Source organism: Mesorhizobium sp. ISC25 (genome assembly GCF_042295465.1).
GTDB lineage: Bacteria > Pseudomonadota > Alphaproteobacteria > Rhizobiales > Rhizobiaceae > Mesorhizobium.
Map to the genome: position 1 here is coordinate 5,905,416 of NZ_CP135441.1, position 19,911 is coordinate 5,925,326.

Genomic DNA, 19,911 nt, shown 5'->3' on the forward strand with positions numbered 1-19,911 from the left:
AGGCTCTAGCAAGGGCTCATAGAATGGCGCATACCCACGACCACGCTTCGCAAGGGCATGACGACAGCCATGGCGCAGGTCATGTGCACGGCTCGACCGACAAGAAGCGCGTGCTGATCGCTGCTTGCCTGACCGCCGGCTTCATGATTGCGGAGACGCTGGGCGCCATCTTCACGGGCTCACTGGCGCTGCTGGCAGATGCCGGCCATATGCTTGCCGATTGCGTCGCGCTCGGCCTTGCCTGGTATGCCTTTCATCTTGCAAGCCGCCCGGGGACCGTGCGCCTCACCTACGGCTTCGGCCGGGTCAAGACGCTGGTCGCCTACACCAACGGCATTGCCATCTTCGCCATCGCGCTGTGGATCGTCTACGAGGCTTGGGGCCGCTTGCAAGCGCCGGCTCCGGTGCTCGGCGGGCCGATGCTGGTCGTGGCGGTCGCCGGCCTGCTGGTCAATCTCGGCTCGTTCTACGTGCTGCATGGCGGCGACCGCGGCAGCCTGAACATGCGCGGCGCCATGCTGCACGTGCTCGGCGACCTGCTCGGCTCGGCGGCGGCGATCGTCGCGGCGCTGGTGATCCTGGCGACGGGCTGGACGCCCATCGATCCGATCCTGTCGATCCTGGTCTCGCTGCTGATCCTGTCCACGGCCTGGTCGCTGATGCGCGAGGCAGCTCACGTCCTGCTCGAGGGCGTGCCGGCAAGCCTCGACCGCGACCTGATCGCGAGGGACATCGAAGGCTCGGTCAAGGGCGTGCGCGAGGTGCATCACATGCATGTCTGGTCGCTCGACGGCTCCAGCAACATGGCGACGTTGCATGCCTGCCTCAATGACGGCGTCGACGCGCATATGGCGGTCAGCGCGATCAAGAAGCGGCTTGCGGCGGAACATGGCATAGCCCATGCCACCGTCGAACCGGAATTCGGCCAATGTGCCGATAGCCATGAGAATGATGACGAGCACGAGCATGCGCATGATACGGCACAACACCGTGGCCACTATCACTGACTTCGGGAGTTCTGGGCATTGGCAACGATCGACATGAATTCCCGCTACCCTCGGGCCGCGTGATGGACCGCGACACCCGCAATGCGGCGATCGGCGCCGCCTGGGTTTTGCTGCTGTTCGGCATCGCTGCCTTTTATCTACCAACAGTGATGCTGGCGGTCGGCAAGGTCTCGACGGTTCTTGCCGGCGTCGTAGCGGCAGTCTTCATGGTGGCAATCTTCGTCGTGTTCTGGCTGCGTAGCCGCAGCCAGCGCAAAAAAGGAAAATGACATGCACATTCTGATTACCGGCGCGGCAGGCATGGTCGGCCGCAAGCTCATCGCCAGGCTGGCCAAGGACGGGACGCTCGGCGGCCGCAAGATCGCCGCGCTCGACCTTCACGACATCGTGCCGCCGCAGGCGCCCGCCCTCGACGGCGTCAGCATCGGCGTCCACACCGGCGACCTTGCAGCGCCGGGGGCGACGGCAGATCTGGTCGCGCCGCGCCCCGACGTGATCTTCCACCTCGCCGGCGTGGTGTCGGGTGAGGCGGAGGCCAATTTCGATCTCGGCTATCGCGTCAATCTCGACGGCACGAGGGCGCTGTTCGATGCCGTCCGGCTGGCGGCATTTGCGCCGCGCCTCGTCTTCACCTCGTCGATCGCCGTGTTCGGCGCACCGTTTCCCGACATCATTCCGGACGAGTTCCATCCGACGCCTCTGACTTCATACGGCACGCAGAAGCTGATCGGCGAGGCGCTGCTTGCCGACTATACCAGGCGCGGTTTCTTTGACGGCATCGGCATCAGGCTGCCGACCATCTGCGTCAGGCCGGGAAAGCCGAACAAGGCGGCCTCAGGGTTCTTCTCCGGCATCATCCGCGAGCCGCTGAGCGGCCATGAAGCGATCCTGCCGGTGCCGCGCTCAGTCGTCCACACACACGCCAGCCCGCGTTCGGCGGTGAATTTTTTGATCCATGCGGCTGGAATTGACGGTGCTGCAGTCGGGCCGCGCCGCAACCTGACGATGCCGGGCGTCGCCGTCAGCGTCGGCGAACAGATCGAAGCGCTGGAACGCGTCGCCGGCGCCAGGGCGGTGAAACTGATCCGCGAGGAGCCCGACGAGACGATCTGGGCGATCGTCAAGGGCTGGCCGACACGCTTCGAGGCGCGGCGCTCGAGGGAGCTTGGCTTTGCCGCCGAAACAAGCTTCGACGACATCATCCGCGTCTATATCGAGGACGAGTTGGGTGGCAAGATCCCTAGTTAAGGCGCCCTGATCGGACGCAACGAGGTCAGGCGCCAGTCAGGCTGGCCGAAAGCAGCAGCAGTCCGAACAGGAAGACGAAGGCGGCGCCGCCGATCTCGACGAAGGAATGGATGCGGTTGCCCATGCGGCCATCGCCGGCGAAATACACCGCCCAGTTCTTGGCGGTCACCGCAAGCGTCGCCAGGGCCGAGACGGTGATTGCGGTGCCGAGCGCCATGGCCAGCACCGACAGGATGCCGCCAAACCACAGGCCGTTGAGCAACGCAAAGCTCAGCACGATCAGTGCGCCGGAGCAGGGCCGGATGCCGACGGCAGCCACTGCCGACCAGGCCGTGCGCCAATCGAAGCGATCGCCGGAAAGCAGCGCCGGGTCGGGCGCATGCGAGTGCCCGCACGTCTCGCAGACCTCGCCCGCGGCATGGCTGTGGTGATCGTGCGCGGCATGGGCGTGGTCGTGGGCGCCGTGGTCGTGATGGTCATGCGCATGATCGTGGTGGTCACGCGCATGATCGTGGTGGGAATGTGCCGCATGGGCGTGCGCGGCATGCGAATGGCCGGCATGTGAATGGCCGGCATGGGCAGCCGAGAGGCTGTAGCCGGGATTTGCGCCGAACAGGCGCAGGATTGCCGGGCCGGCCTTGCGCCACAGCAGCCAGGCGCCGAACAGAGTGACGAAGACATAGCTCATGATTTCGAGGAACCATGCGGCGTCTGTCATCGAGACAGCAGTGCCGCGCAGCACGAAATAGGCGACCAGCATCACCACGATCGCGGTCAGCGCCTGCAGCAGGGCCGAGACGAAGGACAACATGATGCCGCGCCGGAGCGCCACTTCATTGGCCACCATGTAGGACGAAATCACCGCCTTGCCGTGACCGGGGCCGGCGGCGTGGAAAATGCCGTAGGCAAAGGACAGGCCGATGAGCAGCCACAACTTGCTGCCGTCCTGGCGCATCGCCTTCATCGCGCCGGCAAGCGCATGATAGAATTCCTGCTGGCGCAGATTGATCCACATCAGGATGTGGGCGAACGGGCCGGTGGCGGTTGGAGCCATGCCGTCATTGGTGCCGATGCCGAGTGAGCTCTGGGCGTGGGCGGAGCCGAGAAAGTGCGTCATCACAAAGGCGACGGCCAGAAGACCGAATGCCAAACGCAGGGACGGTTTGGTCACGGGATCTATCCTTCCGGCTGACAGGTCAGTTCAAGCTTGGTGGCAAAGATCTTGCTCATGTCGGTGCCTGTCGGATCGTTGAAGAAGGCCTCGGTCAGGGTCTTCTGGTTTTGGGCGATCGCCTCGTCCGGATTCGGTCGGACAACCTTGCTGGTGCAGGTCGGCGGCAAGCCATCGACCTGCAGATTGGCATCCTCGGTGAAATCGATGGCGGTGTAGAAGGTCGGGTCGTAGACGCCGATATCTATCTTGCCGCTCAGTTTGATCGGCACCTTCGGTTCAGATTCAAACAGGATGATCAACTGGTCATTGTCGAAATTGGCCATCAAATGCGGCGGCGGGGTCATTGCCACGTCCTTGCCGTCGACGGTGACGAGCTGGAAATAGTTGAATTCGGCAAGCGAGGCATGGACGGTGTCGGCGACATCCTTCAGCTCCTTGTCGTCGAGTTTCAGGTCGGAATTCTTGTCGAACTCCATCATCACCGTGCTCGAAAACAAATCATCGAAGCGCCAGACGTGGCGCAATGCCTTCACAGTTTGGTGATCCGGGCTAAGGACCACTTCGAGGCGGGCCTCGGCAAAAACGTGGGGATGCACCTCAGCCGGTCCGACGGCGGCAAACGTCGCGGTCAAGGCCGAAGCCAGCATGATTGCTTGCTGTTTCAGGTGCATTCTCGGTCGCGATTCAATCGGCTTCGGTGAATTGCCGACAGTTACCAGAAAGCGGGCGAAAATGGGACCGCAAGGCGGCTGAAAGCTCATGCGTTGTCCAGCGCCTTGAACCACTGCACCAGGAAATCGACAAAAACGCGAACTTTTGCAGGCAGATAGCGCCGGTGCGGATAGACGGCGAAGATGCCGCCGCCGGGCAGGATGCGGTCATCCAGCGCAGTCACCAGCCTGCCGTTTTCAATGTCGGGCGCGGCGATGAAATCCGGCAGGATGGAAAATCCCAATCCAGCCACGGCAGCGGCCCTTGCCGCCATCGGGCTGTTGACCTCGATCGGGCCGGAAACCGAAACGCTCACCGTATCGCCGCTGTCGCCCTTGAACGGCCAGTTGGTGAGCCAGCGGCCATTGGTGTCGATGATGCAAGGCACGCGGGCAAGGTCTTGCGCCCTGACCGGCATGCCGTGCTTGGCGATCAGTTCGGGAGACGCGCAAAGCCGTACCGAAAATGGCGCTAGGCGCCTGGCGATCAGCGAGGAATTTTCCAGCCGCGAAATGCGCACCGCCAGATCGAAACCCTCCTCGACCAGATCGACGAAACGGTCGTCGAGATGGATGTCGAGGACGATATCGGGGTGCTGCTTGGCGAAGTCGATCAGCGACTGGCCGATCGGCGCGTCGGCAAAGGTACGTGGCGCCGACAGCTTGATCCTGCCGCGCACGTCGCCGGAGGATTCACGCACGGCATCGGCCAGGCTGTCGACCTCGCGCACGATCTCCGAGGCGCGCCGGTAATAGGTGTGGCCGGCCTCGGTCAGGGAGAACTGCCTGGTCGTCCGATTGAGCAGCAGCGCGCCGAGCTCGTCCTCCAACTCGCGCACATATTTCGACAGCAGCGCCTTCGAGCGGCCGATCTTGCGCGCCGCCGCCGAAAAGCCTTCGGCCTCGACCACGTCGATGAAGGCGCGCATGCGGGTCAGCGTATCCATGTCATGCGCCTCCTTGGTAGGCTGAAAGGATGCGGACGGCCAGCGCAATCAGCTGCCGGTCGCTGTTCTTCGGGCCGAGCAGCGAAAGACCGAACGGCGCCCCGCCGGTCTTGCCGAGCGGCAGCGTGATTTGCGGAAAACCGGACAGGCCGGAAAGGCAGAGCAGTCTCAGCGCGCGCTCGCGATAGGTCTGCAAATCGTCGAATGACGCGGCCTTGAGCGGCGCGGCACCCGGAGCGGTCGGAAGCACAAGGACGCCGTCGTCGCCAAGCAGGCCGGCAAGTTCGACGCGAAACGAAACGCGACGTTCCGTTTCGCGATGCGCCGTTGCCGCGTCGATAGTCGCCCCGTGCTCGAAACGCTCCTTGACACCGGGTCCCAGCATGCGGTCGCCGCCGGCGATCCAGGCGCCGTGACTTTGCCAGGCCTCATAGCCTTGCAGCTTGCGGAAGCACCAATAGAGATCGTCGGTCGAATGCGACAGCGGGCCGACGGTGCGCGGCGCGCCCAGCACCGAAGCGACACTGCGGACCATGGCGCGATATTCATCGGCCTCGTGCGGGCCGAGCACGAGGCCGTCAAGCGCATAGAGGGCGACGGGGCGTCTCAGTTCGTGGGAACGCGGATCATCGCCGAGTAGGACCGTGCCAACCTTTTCGTAGGTGACGATGTCGCTTGCGAACCAGCCGAACGTGTCCAGCGAAGGGGCTAGCGGCATCGTGCCGTCGAGCGGGATGCGGCCATGCGTGGTCCTGAGGCCGACCAGGCCGCAGAAGCTTGCCGGCGCACGGATCGAGCCGCCGGTGTCGGACCCGGTGGCGATGTCGGCAAGCCCGCCGGCAACCGCCGCGGCAGAACCCGAGGATGAGCCGCCGGTGACCCGGTCGGGCGCCGCCGGATTGACCGGCGACGGGAAATGCGCGTTCAGCCCCAGCAGGGAAAACGCCAGCTCATCGGTCTGCGTCTTGCCGACGAAGCGCGCGCCCGAATCAAGCAGCGCCTGGACGGCCGGCGCGGTCGCCATGGCCGGCGAAGCCTCCCGGTATCTCTGCGGATTGCCGCAGCCGGTGCGGTAGCCGGCGACGTCGAAGATATCCTTGACGGCAAGCCGCAAGCCGGCAAGCGGGCCGGATTGCGCATTGGCTACAGGGATTGGATCAAGGTCGAGAAAAGCGTTCAGCGGGCCGCGAGTGCCTGTCATGCGTTCGATATCCGAATGTGCTTGCCGCAGCATTGTTCTTCCGGTTGCCGCACCATTGTTCGATGCCACAAATTTTACAACCTGCCATACGATTTTTATTGATTGTGAAATCTTTCGCTCTTATATCGCGCTTGCCCAAAGTCGCACGTGCCTGTGGGTGTCCGCCGATCCTCGAATGGTGAGGGCAATCGGTAAGGTAACTGGAGCCAACCCCTCCAGTCGGTTTAGCGGCCAACCGCCAACCGAGGACACCTTGAAGCAACGACGGTGCGGGCCTTTCTGGTGTTCTGCCGGTCGTCCAAAGACCGGGGTTACTGAAGAGGCACACCTTCATTGCCGGCAGTGCGGACGGGTCTCCCATCCAAGCCAAGGCAGACAAAGCGAACCGAGGCCGGGCAAGGCCAAGGTTCACCGCCGCGAGACGGCGCTTCATGGTTCCGGGGTCTCCACCGGCTGGTTCCATGGATTTCCGTCCCGCCTTTGTCCACCGCGTGTTCGCGAGGCCGAGAGCCCGCGTCCGCAAGCCTTTGTGCGCGCCGAAAGGCGCTGATGGAGAGACCCCGATGGCTACCCAGCGCATCCTTGACTTTCTCGCCACCCGACGTCCGAACGGCCCGTGCCTTGTCGTCGACCTCGATGTCGTGCGCGACAATTTCCGCGCCTTCGAGAAGGCGCTTCCCGATTCCAAGATCTACTATGCGGTGAAAGCAAATCCGGCGCCGGAAATCCTGCGCCTGCTTGCTGCGATGGGCTCGTCCTTCGACACCGCTTCCGTTGCCGAAGTCGAGATGGCGATGGACGCCGGTGCGCCGGCGGACCGCATCTCCTTCGGCAACACCATCAAGAAGGAGCGCGACATCCAGCGCGCCTACCAGCTCGGCATCCGGCTGTTTGCAGTGGACTGCGTTGAGGAGGTCGAGAAGATCGCTCGTGTCGCTCCCGGCGCCCGCGTGTTCTGCCGCGTTCTGACCGACGGCGAAGGCGCCGAATGGCCGCTGTCGCGGAAGTTCGGCTGTGTGCCGGCGATGGCGGTCGACGTGCTGCGCCATGCCAAGGCACTCGGCCTCGACGCCCATGGCGTGTCGTTCCATGTCGGCTCGCAGCAGACCGACCTGACCGCCTGGGACCGCGCGCTCGCCGACGCCAAGAAGGTGTTCGCGACGCTGGCCGACGAAGGCATCGTGCTGAAGATGGTCAATATGGGCGGCGGCTTCCCGACCCGCTATCTCAGGGATGTGCCGGTGGCGCAAGCCTATGGCCAGGCGATCTTCTCGGCGCTCAGGAAGCATTTCGGCAACGCCATCCCCGAGACGATCATCGAGCCGGGCCGCGGCATGGTCGGCAATGCCGGCGTCATCAAGTCGGAGGTCGTGCTGATCTCGAAGAAGGCCGACAACGACAATGTGCGCTGGGTGTTCCTCGACATCGGCAAGTTTGGCGGTCTCGCCGAGACCATGGACGAGGCTATCCGCTATCCGATCGTCACCGCCCATGACGGCAGCGAGACCGCGCCTTGCGTGCTCGCCGGCCCGACCTGCGATTCGGCCGACGTGATGTACGAAAAGACGCCGTACCCGCTGCCCTTGTCGCTGACCATCGGCGACGAGGTGCTGATCGAGGGCACCGGCGCTTACACCACGACCTACGCCTCGGTCGCCTTCAACGGCTTCGAGCCTCTCCGATCCTACGTGATCTGACGGTTCGAAAGAACCGATCAGATCATCCCGAGGTGGCGCCTGTCGCCCGCCCGGGCTCGCCTGTGGAACAATCCGCTCGTGAAGGATCGCGGAAATGGACGTTTTGGATTTCATTGTTGAAGGCGCCGCGGGAATCTCCCTCTCGAGGGGGGAGATTGCTGGCGCTTTTGTCATCACTGCCGAAACCGCCGCCGACGCCGGCGCGCGCGAGGCTTTGCTCGATCGCGCCATGGGGCCGAAGCGCCGGAAAAAGTCGTCGGAAAAGCTGCGGCGCGGCCGCCGGCCTTCGGAGGGCCTGGCCTTTGTCGCGCGCGATGCGTCGGGCACTGTTGCCGGCACCGTGCGGTTGTGGGACGTGGCGCTGGGCGAGGGCGGCAAGGCAGCGCTGCTGCTCGGCCCGCTTGCGGTCGACCCGGCGCTGAAAAATGCCGGCATCGGCTCGGCGCTGATGCGCCACGCGGTCACTGAGGCCGAGCGGCTTGGCCATGCGGCGATCCTGCTGGTCGGCGACGCGCCCTATTACGAGCGCTTCGGGTTTTCGGCCGCAAAGACCGGCTCGCTGGCTATGCCGGGGCCTTACGAGCGGCACCGCCTGCTGGCGCGGGAACTGGTTGTCGGCGCGCTCGACGGCGCGCAAGGCACGCTGAAGGCGGCCGGGCGCAAGCTGAAGGCGCAGAGACTGCCGCTCGCTGCCTGATGGTTCGAAACAAGCCGCCGATCGCGGCGGCTTGTTTCACCTTAACTGGATCAGCCGATCAGCTGGCTGAGCGCCATGGCGACTGTCATGTCGCCTTCGACCTTTATCTTGCCGGACATGAAGGCCATGGTCGGGTTGAGATCGCCTGATATCAGCGAATCCAAATCGTCGAGCGACAGCTTTATGGTGCAATCGGCCGGCGCATCGGTAGTCGAGACATCGGCACCGTCGATGACGATGACGCCGTCGCCGCCGGTGTCGAATTTCACCGAGCGATCGAACCCGGCACTCGCCACGCGCGACCTGATCTTGTCGGCAATCTCCTGAACGCTCATGGCGGTTCTCCTCGTCTGGTTGCGTTTGTCGCGCGCCGGCGCTTCGACCTGGCCGAAGCCGCTTGCCCGGTTTCACAGCCACGGCCGCCGGCGCATATAGCTTCGGGTTGACGTTTACGTCAACGCAGTTCCCGAGCTGAAGATGAGCTTTATCGCCGCAGCATCACGCGGGCATGACACCTCGGCGGCCGGCATTGTTGCCATGCGATGTTGCCGGGGGTATCAGGCACCCACGAATATCGGCGAGCCGCTCCGGTGCTTTCCAGAAACGAACCGCAAGTTTACGCCCGCCGGCTGCGCGCGGTGCTGATCCGATCGATCCCGCTGCTCGAGGCGCGCGGTATCGCCGTCGTTATCCTGGCCGCTCTGGTCGGGGTGATGGCGGGCGCGCTGGTCACCGGCATGAGCGAACTGGTGCAGGTCCTGCATGGGCTTATGTTCGGCGTTCAGCCCGGCGGCCGGCTTTCAGCGATGTTTTCGCTGCAAAGGCCGGAGCAGGCGCTGATACCGGCGATCGGCGGCATTCTGCTCGGGCTGACGGTGATCTGGCTGAGAAAGCGGAAGTTCCGCACGCCGGTCGATCCGATCGAAGCCAACGCACTTTATGGCGGCCGCATGTCGCTGACCGATACTTTCATCATCGCCGGGCAGACGATGATCTCGAGCGGCTTCGGCGCTTCGGTCGGGCTCGAGGCCGGCTATACGCAGGTAGGTTCGGGCCTGGCGTCGCGGCTGGCGCGCTTGTTCAGGCTGCGCCGCAACGATGTCCGCATCCTCGTCGGCTGCGGTGCCGCCGGCGCGATCGCCGCCGCCTTCGACGCGCCGCTGACCGGCGCCTTCTACGGTTTCGAGCTGGTCATCGGCATCTATTCGGTCGCCAATGTCGCGCCGGTGATGGCCGCCGCGATCTCGGCCTCGCTGACCGCCGAGGTGTTTGGCGGCGTGCCGTTTCCGCTGGAGCTCGCCGGCCTGCCGCAGCTCACCGTCAGCCAGTATTTGCCGTTCATGCTGCTCGGGCTTCTGGGCGGTGGTGCTTCCATCGCCATCATGCATCTGGTGAGCCTGATCGAGCGCCTCTTTGCCAGGCTGTCGATCGACGCCTCGCTGCGCCCCGCCATCGGCGGCGTGATGGTCGGGCTGCTGGGGCTGGTCACGCCGCAGGTCCTGTCCAGCGGCCATGGCGCGCTGCACCGCGAATTCGCGATGAATTACGGGCTGGCCGTAGTGGCCAGCGTCTTCGTGCTGAAGCTGGCGGCGTCGGCGATCTCGCTCGGCTCCGGCTTCCGTGGCGGCCTGTTCTTTGCCTCGCTGTTCCTCGGCGCGCTGCTCGGCAAGATGTTTGCCGGCGCGATGGCATTCGTCTCGCCGGCGACCGGCATCGATCCCGCCGTCGCCGCCGTCGTCGGCATGACCTCGCTCGCCGTCGGCGTCGTCGGCGGCCCGTTGACGATGACCTTCCTGGCGCTGGAATCGACCCGCGACCTGACGCTGACCGGCGTGGTGCTGGCCGCCTCGCTCATGGCGGCGATCCTGGTGCGCGAAACGTTTGGCTATTCCTTCTCGACATGGCGTTTTCATCTACGCGGCGAAACCATCCGCAGCGCTCATGATGTTGGCTGGATGCGCAGCCTGACTGTCGGCTCGATGATGCGAAAGGATGTCCGCACCATCGACGCCTCGACGACGCTTGCGGAATTCCGCAAACAGGTGCCGCTCGGTGCCTCGCAGCGCGTCATCGCCGTGGATGCCGAACTGCACTATGTCGGCGTGCTGATCGTCGCCGAATTGCACAGCCATTTGTCGGATGACGAGATGCCGGTGCTGTCCTTCGCCAAATTCAGGGATGCGGTGCTGGTGCCGAGCATGAACGTGCAATCGGCGGCCGAGACCTTCCAGCGCGCCGGCGCCGAGGAATTGGCGGTGGTCGAGGATTTCACCGATCGCAAGGTGGTCGGGCTGCTGACCGAAGGCCATCTGATGCGGCGCTATGCCGAAGAACTCGACAAGGCGCGGCGCGATCTGTCGGGCGAAGGGTAGCCGAGAGGGGATGGCGATCCCGTTGCATTTAGCTGGACACCGCCGGCGAATGATCGCTACCATCGCGGTGGCTTTGAACCAGATTTCATCTGGAGCCAGATTCCGCCTGGAGATGGCGTGCTCGAAGAACCGAACAGAAATCCCGGATCCCATCGCTATGGGAAGCCGAGCTTGTGGTGGCCACCACCGTTGGGTTGATGGCCTGCGGGCCTGATCCAAGCTGAAAATCAAATTCTGTGTTCAGAGAGACATCATCATGAATACCCTGCTTTCCGTGGAGGCCCGGGAGACCGCGCTTGCCGTGACTTTCGTGTCGGGCGAAACAGTCTGCTATCCCTGGCTTTGGCTAAAGGACAATGCGCCATCGGCGTTTCACCCGCAGACCGAAGAACGAACTTTCGACCTGACCAGCGTAGACCCTTCGCTCAGACCCATCAGCGTGCGGGACAGGGGCAGCGCTGTGGGCATTGTCTGGCAGAACGACCAGGCTGAGGAGGAATTCCCGAGCCAGTTCTTTGAGTCCTACCGTCCCGGCAGAAAGCGGGACGATCCGGCCGACATCGCTCCGAAACTCTGGGACGCCTCGGTCGATCTTGAAACCATACCGCGTCACTCCGCCGGGGACATCTTGCAAAGCGATGTCGATCTGCTCGCCTGGCTGAAGGCAACGGCTGCATACGGGCTCTCCATCGTCGATGGGCTTGACGATGATCCCGACGCTGGGCGGCGTGCGGCCGAGCGGATTGGTTTCCTGCGCCAGACAAATTTCGGCACGATGTTCGAAGTCGTGTCGATGCCGAACCCGAACAATCTGGCCTATACGCCGGTCGCCCTGCCACTACACACCGATCTCGCCAACCAGGAGGTGCCGCCCGGCTACCAGTTCCTGCATTGTATCGCCAACGACGCTGAGGGTGGTGGATCGATCTTGGCCGACGGGTTTGCGGTCGTCGCCGCGCTACAGGCGGAAGATCCGGAAGCCTACCGCCTGTTGTGCGAGGTCGAGATCCCCTATCGTTTTCACGATGAAAACTACGATTTGCGGGGCAGGTTTCCCATGATTGTAACTCGACGCAACGGGGAAGTGACGGAGTTGCGGTTCAACGCCCATCTTGTCGATGTCATCGACCTTCCCTCCGAGCTATGCGCGCCCTTTTATGGGGCTTATCGCAAGCTGATGATGATGATCCGCGGGCCGCGTTTCCAGATAGCCTACCGCCTGAAGGCCGGCGAAATGGCGGTCTTCGACAATCGCCGGGTGTTGCATGGCCGCCAATCGTTCAACCCGAACACCGGGCGGCGACATCTGCGCGGATGCTATGTCGATCGTGGTGAGTTCCAGAGCCGGATTCGCGTCCTCTCGCGATAGCGGCATGCACCGAAAGAGCATCGACTTGCCGAAGATCGCATTCGGCAGGGTTCGTTAGTAGGTCAGTCAAGACATAGCCCTTATTAGCCGGAGGCACTTTGGCGCAATCGGCGGTGCTGTCGTTCGCCAATTTGAACGAATCGCTGCTGGTGCCGAACGTGCAATCGGCGGCAGAGACCTTCCAGCGCGCCGGCGCCGAGGAATTGGCAGTGGTCGAGGATTTCACCGACCGCAAGGTGGTCGGTCTGCTGACCGAAGGCCATCTGATGCGGCGCTATGCCGAAGAACTCGACAAGGCGCGGCGCGATCTGTCGGGCGAGGGGTAGGGCGGGGGAGAGCCAACGTTTGGATACAAGCCCGACGTTGACCTTCGCACACCGAATCCTGAATGGCTGCTTTGCGCCTCATGCACGAACCCGCTTCGCGGGAGGGGCACGTCGTTCTGAGATGGTGCGACAGGGATTGGTCTTGAGCGGGTAGTAGCTGCGATCCGACCATGGAGTTCCTTCAACGAGAGGAACTTGCCATGGATACTCTGTCGACCGATGCACCGATTACGCCGCTTCGCCAGCGCATGCAGCAAGATATGCTCATGCGGGGCCTGGGGCCCCATACCCAGCAGGACTACGTTCGTCACGTCCGGCGCTTCGCAGCCTTCCTCCGACGCTCTCCCGATACTGCGACGCCCGAGGACATCCGTCGCTTCCAGCTGTATCAGCATGAGAACGGCGTCGGGCCTGCGACCATCAACGGCGCGGTCTCAGCGTTGCGGTTCCTGTTCCTGATGACGCTGAAGCGGCGGGATCTGGCCCGTGTGCTGGTGATCATGCGCTATCCACGAAAGCTGCCAGACGTGCTGAGCGTGGAGGAAGCGGCGCGGCTGCTCGAAGCAGCACCTGGCATCAAGTACAAGGCCGCGCTCGGTGTTGCCTATGGCGCGGGCCTGCGCGTATCGGAGGTCGCGCACCTCAAGGTCGATGATATCGACAGCACACGCATGCTGATCCGGGTCGAACAGGGCAAGGGACGCAGGGACCGCAACGCCATGCTCTCGCCGCAACTCTTGGAACTGCTGCGGCTGTGGTGGCGCGAAGGCAAGCGTCGCGGGGTGATGCTTCCGCATGGCTGGCTGTTCCCGGGGCGCAGTTGCACCGATCCGATCTCGTCACGGCAACTACATCGCGCGGTTCAGGAAGCCGCCGAAGTCGCCGGTATCCGCAAGCGCGTCAGCCCGCATACGCTGCGGCACAGCTTCGCCACCCATCTGCTCGAGCAGGATATCGACATCCGCGTCATCCAAGTGCTGCTCGGGCACAGCAAGCTCGAAACGACAGCGCTCTACACCAAGGTCTCGACCCGGACGATCCACGCGGTCGCAGGGCCGCTCGACCGGCTGATGGCGCTGATGGAAGGCAAGACGCCTCCCGGCTGAACCGGTGCGGGGGGACCTGGAGGTCGCCGATATCTTCCGTGCTGCGGGTCCCGGATACCGGGTCGCCCATGCAGGGCACCTGAGCCAGCAGCATCTCAAGGTGATGTCGGCGATCGAGAACTGCCGCACCGCAGCCCTTGGCGGTCACGTCGAGGCCTGCGAGGACTGCGGCCAGTGGCGCATCGCCTACAACTCCTGCCGCAACCGGCACTGTCCCAGGTGCCAGGGCGCGGCCGCGCGGACATGGCTCGCCGAGCGCGAAGCCGACCTGCTGCCAGTGGGCTACTTCCATGTCGTGTTCACGCTGCCGGCCGAGGTCGCCGTCATAGCCTTCCACAACAAGGCGCTGGTCTATGACCTGCTGTTCCGCGCGGCATCGGAGACGATGCTGACGATAGCAGCGGACCCCCAGCATCTCGGCGCGCGCATCGGCATCACCGCCGTGCTCCACACGTGGGGCTCGGCAATGACGCACCATCCTCATGTCCACATGATCGTGCCGGGCGGCGGCATCGCGCTCGACGGGACCCGCTGGATCTCCTCGCGCCCGGCCTTCCTCCTTCCGGTGCGCGTGCTCGGCAAATTGTTCCGCCGCCTGTTCCTCGCCCGGCTGATCGCACTGCACGATGCTGGACGGCTCGCCTTCTTCGGATCGATGGCGCACCTCGCCGAGCGACGGGCCTTCCTACGCCACCTGGCTCCCCTCAAGAAGAAGCGCTGGGTGGTCTACGCCAAGCCGCCCTTCGCCGGTCCCGAGGCGGTGCTCGCCTATCTGTCGCGCTATACCCACCGGGCCGCGATCTCGAACCGCCGCCTGATCGCCTTCGAAGAGGCTGGCGTCACCTTCCGCTATAAGGATTACCGCCGCGACGGCACCGACCGGCAGCAGGTCATGACGCTCGCCACAGACGAGTTCATTCGCCGCTTCCTGCTCCATGTCCTCCCGCGCGGCTTCCATCGCATCCGCCACTATGGCTTGCTTGCAGGCGGCTCTCGCAAGGACTGCCTCGCGCGCGCCCGCCAACTGCTGGCGGTCGCGCCTGCCGTCACGAACGATCCTCCGGCGGAACCGGACGACTTCCGCCGGCCGTGCCCATGCTGCGGCGGGCGTATGATCGTCATCGAGGTGTTCGAACGGTGCAGCCAGCCGCGCGGACCGCCGGGCGCACGGATGACGAACCGGGAGACCGCCCCATGACCCGGCATGGCCGGTCTGGCCACACACCCGCGCTACGCCGGCGCGGGTCAACGGAAACGCCTGTGCGCTTCGCTGTGGCGCCAGTCTCCCGGGACCCAAACCACACCGTCCTCATCGCGACAGGCTACCCGACCAGGCCGGAAGGCTACTTCCTCGACGCCCTGACAGCACCGCGCGCGGACGTTCGCGACAGGCGCCGGCACACCTCGAAACACAAATCCCCATAGCTCGCCGCCTGCTGCCCGCGGGTTCCTGCATGAGAGGCTTTCGTACGCCTGACGGCACCCGAAACCCTTCGCAATTTCGGTCATAGAGATCACCTTCGCCGCGTCCTGAAAGCAGACATCGCAAGCGAGGACTCCGGAGGCCGGGGTTGTCGCGCAGATCGTGGCCGTTACGCGCCGCCGATTTTCTGGAGTGATAAGCCGCGCCCGACGCGGCGAATTCGTTACCCTACTCGGCGGCCGTCTCCGATGGCGCCTCTGCCGTCTCCGAAGGCTCGGCCTCGGCACGGGGCTTGCGCCGTGAAAACAGCGACCTGAGCGTGACGTAGAACACCGGCGTCAGGAACAGGCCGACGAAGGTGACGCCGAGCATGCCGGAGAACACCGCGGTGCCGAGCGACTGGCGCATTTCTGCGCCCGGGCCAGTTGCGATCACCAGCGGCACGACGCCGAGGATGAACGAGAAAGCGGTCATCAGGATCGGCCGCAGCCTGAGCCGGCAGGCTTCGACGGCAGCCTCGGCGGCCGACAGGCCGCGTTCCTGCGCCTGGCGCGCGAATTCGACGATCAGGATCGCGTTCTTGGCGGCAAGCCCGATCAGCACGATGAGGCCGATCTGCACGAGGATGTTGTTGTCCAGCCCTCGGAAAGACACGCCGAGCAACGCCGCGAGCACGCCGAGCGGCACCACCAGCACAATGGCGAACGGCAGCACCCAGCTTTCATATTGCGCCGCCAGCGCCAGGAACACGAACAGCACCGACAGTCCGAAGATATAGACAGCGGCATTGCCGGTGTTGCGCTCCTGATAGGCGAGCTCGGTCCATTCATAGGAGGTACCGGCCGGCAGCGTCTTTGCCGTGATCCCTTCCATCAATGCCAGCGCGTCGCCCGTGGAAACGCCGGGCGCGGCGTTGCCCTGCAGCGGCACCGAGACGTACATGTTGTAGCGCTGGACCAGCGCCGGGCCGGTGACGTCGCGGATCTCGATCAACGTGCCGAGCGGAACCAGCGCGCCGGTCGCCGAGCGCACCTTCAGTTTCAAGATGTCGGCGCGATCGAGGCGGAACGCCTGGTCGGCCTGCGCACGCACCTGGTAGACGCGCCCGAAAGCGTTGAAGTCGTTGACGTAGGCGGTGCCCAAATTGATCGACAGCGTCTCGAAGATGTTGGGGATCGGCACGTTCAGGATGCGCGCCTTGTCGCGATCGATCGCCAGGAAGAATTGCGGGCTCGACGCGGAGAACGTGGTGAACACGCCCGTCAGCCCCGGCGTCTTGTTGGCCTTGCCGGCGATTTCGTTGGCAAGCGCCAGGATCTGCCGCATGTCGGCGCTGTTGCGCTCCTGGATCTGCAGCTTGAAGCCGCCGGCATTGCCGACGCCGCGGATCGGCGGCGGCGGCAGTGCGATAATGAAGGCTTCCTTGATGCTTTGCAGGCTGCCGAACAGATTGCCGATGACCTGGGCCGCCGACTGGCCGGCTTTCAGTCGCTCGTCAAAGGGCTTGAACCTGGCGAAGATCACGCCCGCGTTGCTGGCGTTGGTGAAGGTCGCGCCGGAGAAGCCGGCGAAGGCGACTGCGTAGTCGACGCCTGGCGTTTTCTGGATGATCTGCGACGCCTGCTGGATGACCGCATCGGTCCTCGACAGCGAGGCGCCGTCCGGCAACTGGACGACGATGATCGCATAGCCCTGGTCGAGCGACGGAATGAAACCGCGCGGCACCGCCTGCACCATGTAGACCGTGGCGTAGATGAGGGCCGCGAAAACGGCCAGCATGGCGGCGATCGTTATCCACGAGCCGACCAGCACGCGGATGATGCTCGAATACCAGTGGGCGACCCTGTCGAAGCCGCGATTGAAGCCGTCGGCGAGCGCCCGTCCGAACCGCGCCAGGAAAAAGCGAGGCGGCGCCGCCGCGGCGTGGTGCGGCTTGAACAGCAGTGCGGCCAGCGCCGGAGAAAGCGTCAGCGAATTGAATGCCGAGATCGCCGTCGACACCGCGATGGTGATCGCAAACTGCAGGTAGAACTGCCCAGAAATGCCGGGGATGAAGGCTGTCGGTACGAACACGGCTATCAGCACCAGCGAGATCGCGATGACCGCCGTTCCGACTTGGTCCATGGTCAGGTGCGACGCCGGATTGGGCGCCAGCCCTCTGGCGATATTGCGCTCGACGTTCTCGACCACGACGATCGCATCGTCGACGACGATGCCGATCGCCAGAACGAGGCCGAACAGCGTCAGCATGTTGAGCGAGAAGCCGGCGGCGTAAAGCACCGCCAGCGTGCCGATCAGCGACACGGGGATCGCGACGATCGGCACGATCGCCATGCGCCACGATTGCAGGAAGACGATGATGACGATGATGACCAGCAGCATCGCCTCGAGGATTGTCTTGTAGACCTCCTGGATCGACTCGGCGACGAACTCGGTCGGATTGTAGACGATGTCGTAGCTCAACCCCTTCGGGAAGTCGCGGGAAAGCTCCTTCATCTTGTCCTGGATCTCCGCGGCTGCGGCGAGCGCATTGGTGCCCGGCCGCTGGAAGATGGCGAGCGCCACCGCCGGTTTGCCGTTGAGATAGGAGTTGGTGACGTAATCCTTGGCGCCGAGCTCGATGCGCGCCACGTCCTGCAGCGAGATCAGGCGGCCGTCGTCGGTCGATTTGACGATCACGTATCGGAAGTCGCGTGCGTCGTTGAAGCGGCCTTGCGTGGTGACCGTGTACTGGAACGCCATGCCAGTGCTGGTCGGCGGCGCGCCGATCGAGCCACCCGACACCTGGACGTTTTGGTCGCGCAGCGCCTGCACCACATCGCCCGAGGTCATCCCCAGGGCGGACAGTTTTTCCGGATCGAGCCAGATGCGCAGCGAATATTCGCGTTCGCCGAAGATGATGAGGTCGCCGACGCCGTCGAGTCTGAGCAGTATGTCGCGCACCCGCGAGCGGGCGTAGTTCGAGACGTAGAGCTGGTCGTAGGTATTGTCGGGCGACAGCATGTGCACGACCATCATCAGGTCGGGCGAGCTCTTGGTGGTGGTGATGCCGAGGCGGCGGACTTCTTCGGGCAGGCGCGGCTCGGCGACCGACACGCGGTTCTGCACCAGCACCTGCGCCTGGTCGAGATCGGTGCCCAGCTTGAAGGTGATGGTCAGCGCCATCGCCCCGTCGCCCGACGAATAGGACGACATGTAGAGCATGCCCTCGACGCCGTTGATCTCCTGCTCGATCGGCGTTGCCACCGTCGCTGCAACCGTCTCGGCGTCGGCGCCCGGATACTGCGCGCGAACGACGATGGTCGGCGGCGCGATCTCGGGATATTGCGCGACCGGCAGCTGGGTATAAGCAATCCCGCCGAGGACCAGCAGGACGATCGAAACGACCGATGCGAAGATCGGACGGTCGACGAAGAAATGTGCGAACCTCATTGCTGCAACTCGGCGGTCTCGGCCTTGGGCGGCAACGTCACCATCTCGACCTTCACCTTGGTGCCGGGCCTGGCGTGCATCAGCCCGTTGACGATGATCGTCTCGTCGCCGGTCAGGCCCCCGCGGATCACCCGGTAGCCGTCGAGAAGCGGGCCGGTGCGCACGGGCTTCGCCGACACCATCCCGGCCTCATCCACCAGGAACACGATGCGGCGATCCTGATCGGCGCCGATCGCCTCGTCGGGCACCAGCACGCCGCTATGCGGCAGCGACCCCGGCACGTTGATGCGCCCGAACATGCCTGGCTGGAGAATGCCGTCGGCGTTGGGAAACCTTGCACGCACCCGCATGGTGCCGGTCGCGTTGTCGATCCGGTTCTCGGCAAAATCGAGCTTGCCTTTGAATACCGCCTCCGCGCGGTCGGCGACGCGAACCACCACCTCGAGCCCGCCGGCGCCTTCCTGCATGCTGCCGCCACGCTCCTTCGCGTCGCGGGCGTAGCTGAAATACAGGCGCTCATCGACGTCGAAATAGAAGTCGATCGGATCGCGCGTAACGATGGTCGTCAGCAAGGTGGTATCCGGCTGCACGAGGTTGCCGACCGACACCAGCCGGCGGTCGATGCGGCCGGACAAGGGCGCCTTGATCTCGGTGAATTCCATGTTCAGGCTGGCCGTCGTCAGCGCAGCCGTCGCGCCCTGCATCTGCGCCTGCGCCGAAAGGTATTCCCGCCGGCGGTCGTCGACCGTCGCGGTTGAGATATTGCCGGTCTTGGCGAGTTCGTCGGCGCGATCCAGCTGCATCTTGGAGAATTCGAGCAGACTCTTGGCGACGTCCACTTGCGATTTGGCGGCATCATAAGCCGCCTGGTACGGACGCTGGTCGATGGTGAAGAGCAGGTCGCCCTTGTTGACCAGTGCGCCGTCCTGGAAGCTGACCTTGTCCAGATAGCCGCTGACGCGCGAACGGATGGCGACCTGGTCGACGGATTCGAAGCGCCCGACGAACTCGTCGTCTTCGACGATTTCACGGACCACCGGCTTGGCCGCCGTCACCTCGGGAAGCTGCTGGTCCTGCGCAAACGCAGTGCTGCTGAAAGCCATGCCGAGCAGGAATGCCGCCGACATGGCGGCGCGGGCAAGCCAGCCGGCCGATCGACGGGGTCGCCCGCCCGCGTCGCGATGCAATTGCCCATTCTCTGG

Annotated in this window: 16 protein-coding genes and 1 pseudogene; 10 read left to right on the forward strand and 7 right to left on the reverse strand. The window is 64.3% G+C overall.

The window, feature by feature from the left end:
• Positions 1–23 precede the first annotated feature (23 nt).
• From RQ479_RS29070 to denD, 3 genes are all read left to right on the forward strand, one after another.
• On the forward strand, positions 24–1,007 hold the full coding sequence (locus RQ479_RS29070; protein WP_376703291.1) for a cation diffusion facilitator family transporter: 984 nt from the start codon (positions 24–26) through the stop codon (positions 1,005–1,007).
• 62 nt (positions 1,008–1,069) lie between these two features.
• The gene (locus RQ479_RS29075; RefSeq protein ID WP_352465828.1) at positions 1,070–1,276 is read left to right on the forward strand and encodes a hypothetical protein; all 207 of its coding nucleotides are present in this window, start codon (positions 1,070–1,072) and stop codon (positions 1,274–1,276) included.
• 1 nt (position 1,277) lies between these two features.
• Positions 1,278–2,255, forward strand: coding sequence for a D-erythronate dehydrogenase (gene denD / locus RQ479_RS29080; protein ID WP_376703292.1), 978 nt, complete (start codon positions 1,278–1,280; stop codon positions 2,253–2,255).
• 25 nt (positions 2,256–2,280) lie between these two features.
• Here denD and RQ479_RS29085 read toward each other — a convergent pair whose 3' ends face one another.
• From RQ479_RS29085 to RQ479_RS29100, 4 genes are all read right to left on the reverse strand, one after another.
• The gene (locus tag RQ479_RS29085) at positions 2,281–3,435 is read right to left on the reverse strand and encodes a nickel/cobalt transporter (protein WP_376706034.1); all 1,155 of its coding nucleotides are present in this window, start codon (positions 3,433–3,435) and stop codon (positions 2,281–2,283) included.
• Positions 3,432–4,100, reverse strand: coding sequence for a DUF1007 family protein (locus tag RQ479_RS29090; RefSeq protein WP_352465826.1), 669 nt, complete (start codon positions 4,098–4,100; stop codon positions 3,432–3,434). Before RQ479_RS29090 ends, RQ479_RS29085 begins: the two co-directional genes overlap by 4 nt.
• A gap of 86 nt (positions 4,101–4,186) precedes the next feature.
• Complete coding sequence (locus tag RQ479_RS29095) at positions 4,187–5,086, reverse strand: LysR family transcriptional regulator (RefSeq protein WP_352465825.1); 900 nt, start codon at positions 5,084–5,086, stop codon at positions 4,187–4,189.
• Between the two features lies 1 nt (position 5,087).
• Positions 5,088–6,287, reverse strand: coding sequence for an amidase (locus RQ479_RS29100; protein ID WP_376703293.1), 1,200 nt, complete (start codon positions 6,285–6,287; stop codon positions 5,088–5,090).
• 563 nt (positions 6,288–6,850) lie between these two features.
• On the opposite strand from RQ479_RS29100, the gene odc2 reads away from it, so the two are divergent.
• Together odc2 and RQ479_RS29110 are read left to right on the forward strand one after the other, a co-directional pair.
• Positions 6,851–7,984 carry an ornithine/lysine decarboxylase gene (odc2, locus tag RQ479_RS29105; RefSeq protein WP_352897037.1) on the forward strand — a complete coding sequence of 378 codons (1,134 nt, stop codon included), beginning with the start codon at positions 6,851–6,853 and terminating at the stop codon, positions 7,982–7,984.
• Positions 7,985–8,078: 94 nt separating this feature from the next.
• Positions 8,079–8,681 (forward strand): GNAT family N-acetyltransferase, encoded by a 603-nt coding sequence (locus RQ479_RS29110; RefSeq protein WP_376703294.1) that lies wholly within the window; start codon positions 8,079–8,081, stop codon positions 8,679–8,681.
• A gap of 50 nt (positions 8,682–8,731) precedes the next feature.
• On the opposite strand, the gene RQ479_RS29115 is transcribed toward RQ479_RS29110, so the two are convergent.
• The gene (locus tag RQ479_RS29115; protein WP_352465823.1) at positions 8,732–9,016 is read right to left on the reverse strand and encodes an SCP2 sterol-binding domain-containing protein; all 285 of its coding nucleotides are present in this window, start codon (positions 9,014–9,016) and stop codon (positions 8,732–8,734) included.
• 255 nt (positions 9,017–9,271) lie between these two features.
• On the opposite strand from RQ479_RS29115, the gene RQ479_RS29120 reads away from it, so the two are divergent.
• The 5 genes and pseudogenes from RQ479_RS29120 to RQ479_RS29140 all read left to right on the forward strand — a co-directional run bounded on the left by RQ479_RS29120 (position 9,272) and on the right by RQ479_RS29140 (position 15,052).
• Positions 9,272–11,053: a chloride channel protein gene (locus RQ479_RS29120; RefSeq protein ID WP_376703295.1), complete on the forward strand. Its 1,782-nt coding sequence runs from the start codon at positions 9,272–9,274 to the stop codon at positions 11,051–11,053.
• 256 nt (positions 11,054–11,309) lie between these two features.
• Positions 11,310–12,422: a TauD/TfdA family dioxygenase gene (locus RQ479_RS29125; RefSeq protein ID WP_376703296.1), complete on the forward strand. Its 1,113-nt coding sequence runs from the start codon at positions 11,310–11,312 to the stop codon at positions 12,420–12,422.
• A 143-nt stretch (positions 12,423–12,565) separates the two neighbouring features.
• Positions 12,566–12,748, forward strand: a pseudogene (locus RQ479_RS29130) (chloride channel protein); the annotation flags it as partial.
• Positions 12,749–12,948: 200 nt separating this feature from the next.
• Positions 12,949–13,854: a tyrosine-type recombinase/integrase gene (locus tag RQ479_RS29135; RefSeq protein ID WP_376703297.1), complete on the forward strand. Its 906-nt coding sequence runs from the start codon at positions 12,949–12,951 to the stop codon at positions 13,852–13,854.
• Positions 13,855–13,858: 4 nt separating this feature from the next.
• Positions 13,859–15,052, forward strand: a complete 1,194-nt coding sequence (locus RQ479_RS29140; protein ID WP_376703298.1) for an IS91 family transposase — start codon at positions 13,859–13,861, stop codon at positions 15,050–15,052.
• Positions 15,053–15,505: 453 nt separating this feature from the next.
• Here RQ479_RS29140 and RQ479_RS29145 read toward each other — a convergent pair whose 3' ends face one another.
• Positions 15,506–18,709: an efflux RND transporter permease subunit gene (locus RQ479_RS29145; RefSeq protein ID WP_376703299.1), complete on the reverse strand. Its 3,204-nt coding sequence runs from the start codon at positions 18,707–18,709 to the stop codon at positions 15,506–15,508.
• Positions 18,706–19,836: an efflux RND transporter periplasmic adaptor subunit gene (locus tag RQ479_RS29150; RefSeq protein ID WP_352714567.1), complete on the reverse strand. Its 1,131-nt coding sequence runs from the start codon at positions 19,834–19,836 to the stop codon at positions 18,706–18,708. The genes RQ479_RS29145 and RQ479_RS29150 overlap by 4 nt, the downstream gene beginning before the upstream one ends.
• Between the last annotated feature and the right edge of the window lie 75 nt (positions 19,837–19,911).

Excerpts from the sequence above, each read along its gene's own strand:
- RQ479_RS29115 (WP_352465823.1), bottom strand. The coding sequence starts at position 9,016 with ATGAGCGTTCAGGAGATTGCCGACAAGATCAGGTCGCGCGTGGCGAGT.
- RQ479_RS29125 (WP_376703296.1), top strand. The coding sequence starts at position 11,310 with ATGAATACCCTGCTTTCCGTGGAGGCCCGGGAGACCGCGCTTGCCGTG.
- RQ479_RS29095 (WP_352465825.1), bottom strand. The coding sequence starts at position 5,086 with ATGGATACGCTGACCCGCATGCGCGCCTTCATCGACGTGGTCGAGGCC.
- RQ479_RS29070 (WP_376703291.1), top strand. The coding sequence starts at position 24 with ATGGCGCATACCCACGACCACGCTTCGCAAGGGCATGACGACAGCCAT.
- denD (WP_376703292.1), top strand. The coding sequence starts at position 1,278 with ATGCACATTCTGATTACCGGCGCGGCAGGCATGGTCGGCCGCAAGCTC.
- RQ479_RS29150 (WP_352714567.1), bottom strand. The coding sequence starts at position 19,836 with ATGTCGGCGGCATTCCTGCTCGGCATGGCTTTCAGCAGCACTGCGTTT.
- RQ479_RS29090 (WP_352465826.1), bottom strand. The coding sequence starts at position 4,100 with ATGCACCTGAAACAGCAAGCAATCATGCTGGCTTCGGCCTTGACCGCG.
- RQ479_RS29135 (WP_376703297.1), top strand. The coding sequence starts at position 12,949 with ATGGATACTCTGTCGACCGATGCACCGATTACGCCGCTTCGCCAGCGC.
- RQ479_RS29145 (WP_376703299.1), bottom strand. The coding sequence starts at position 18,709 with ATGAGGTTCGCACATTTCTTCGTCGACCGTCCGATCTTCGCATCGGTC.
- RQ479_RS29100 (WP_376703293.1), bottom strand. The coding sequence starts at position 6,287 with ATGACAGGCACTCGCGGCCCGCTGAACGCTTTTCTCGACCTTGATCCA.
- odc2 (WP_352897037.1), top strand. The coding sequence starts at position 6,851 with ATGGCTACCCAGCGCATCCTTGACTTTCTCGCCACCCGACGTCCGAAC.
- RQ479_RS29110 (WP_376703294.1), top strand. The coding sequence starts at position 8,079 with ATGGACGTTTTGGATTTCATTGTTGAAGGCGCCGCGGGAATCTCCCTC.
- RQ479_RS29075 (WP_352465828.1), top strand. The coding sequence starts at position 1,070 with ATGGACCGCGACACCCGCAATGCGGCGATCGGCGCCGCCTGGGTTTTG.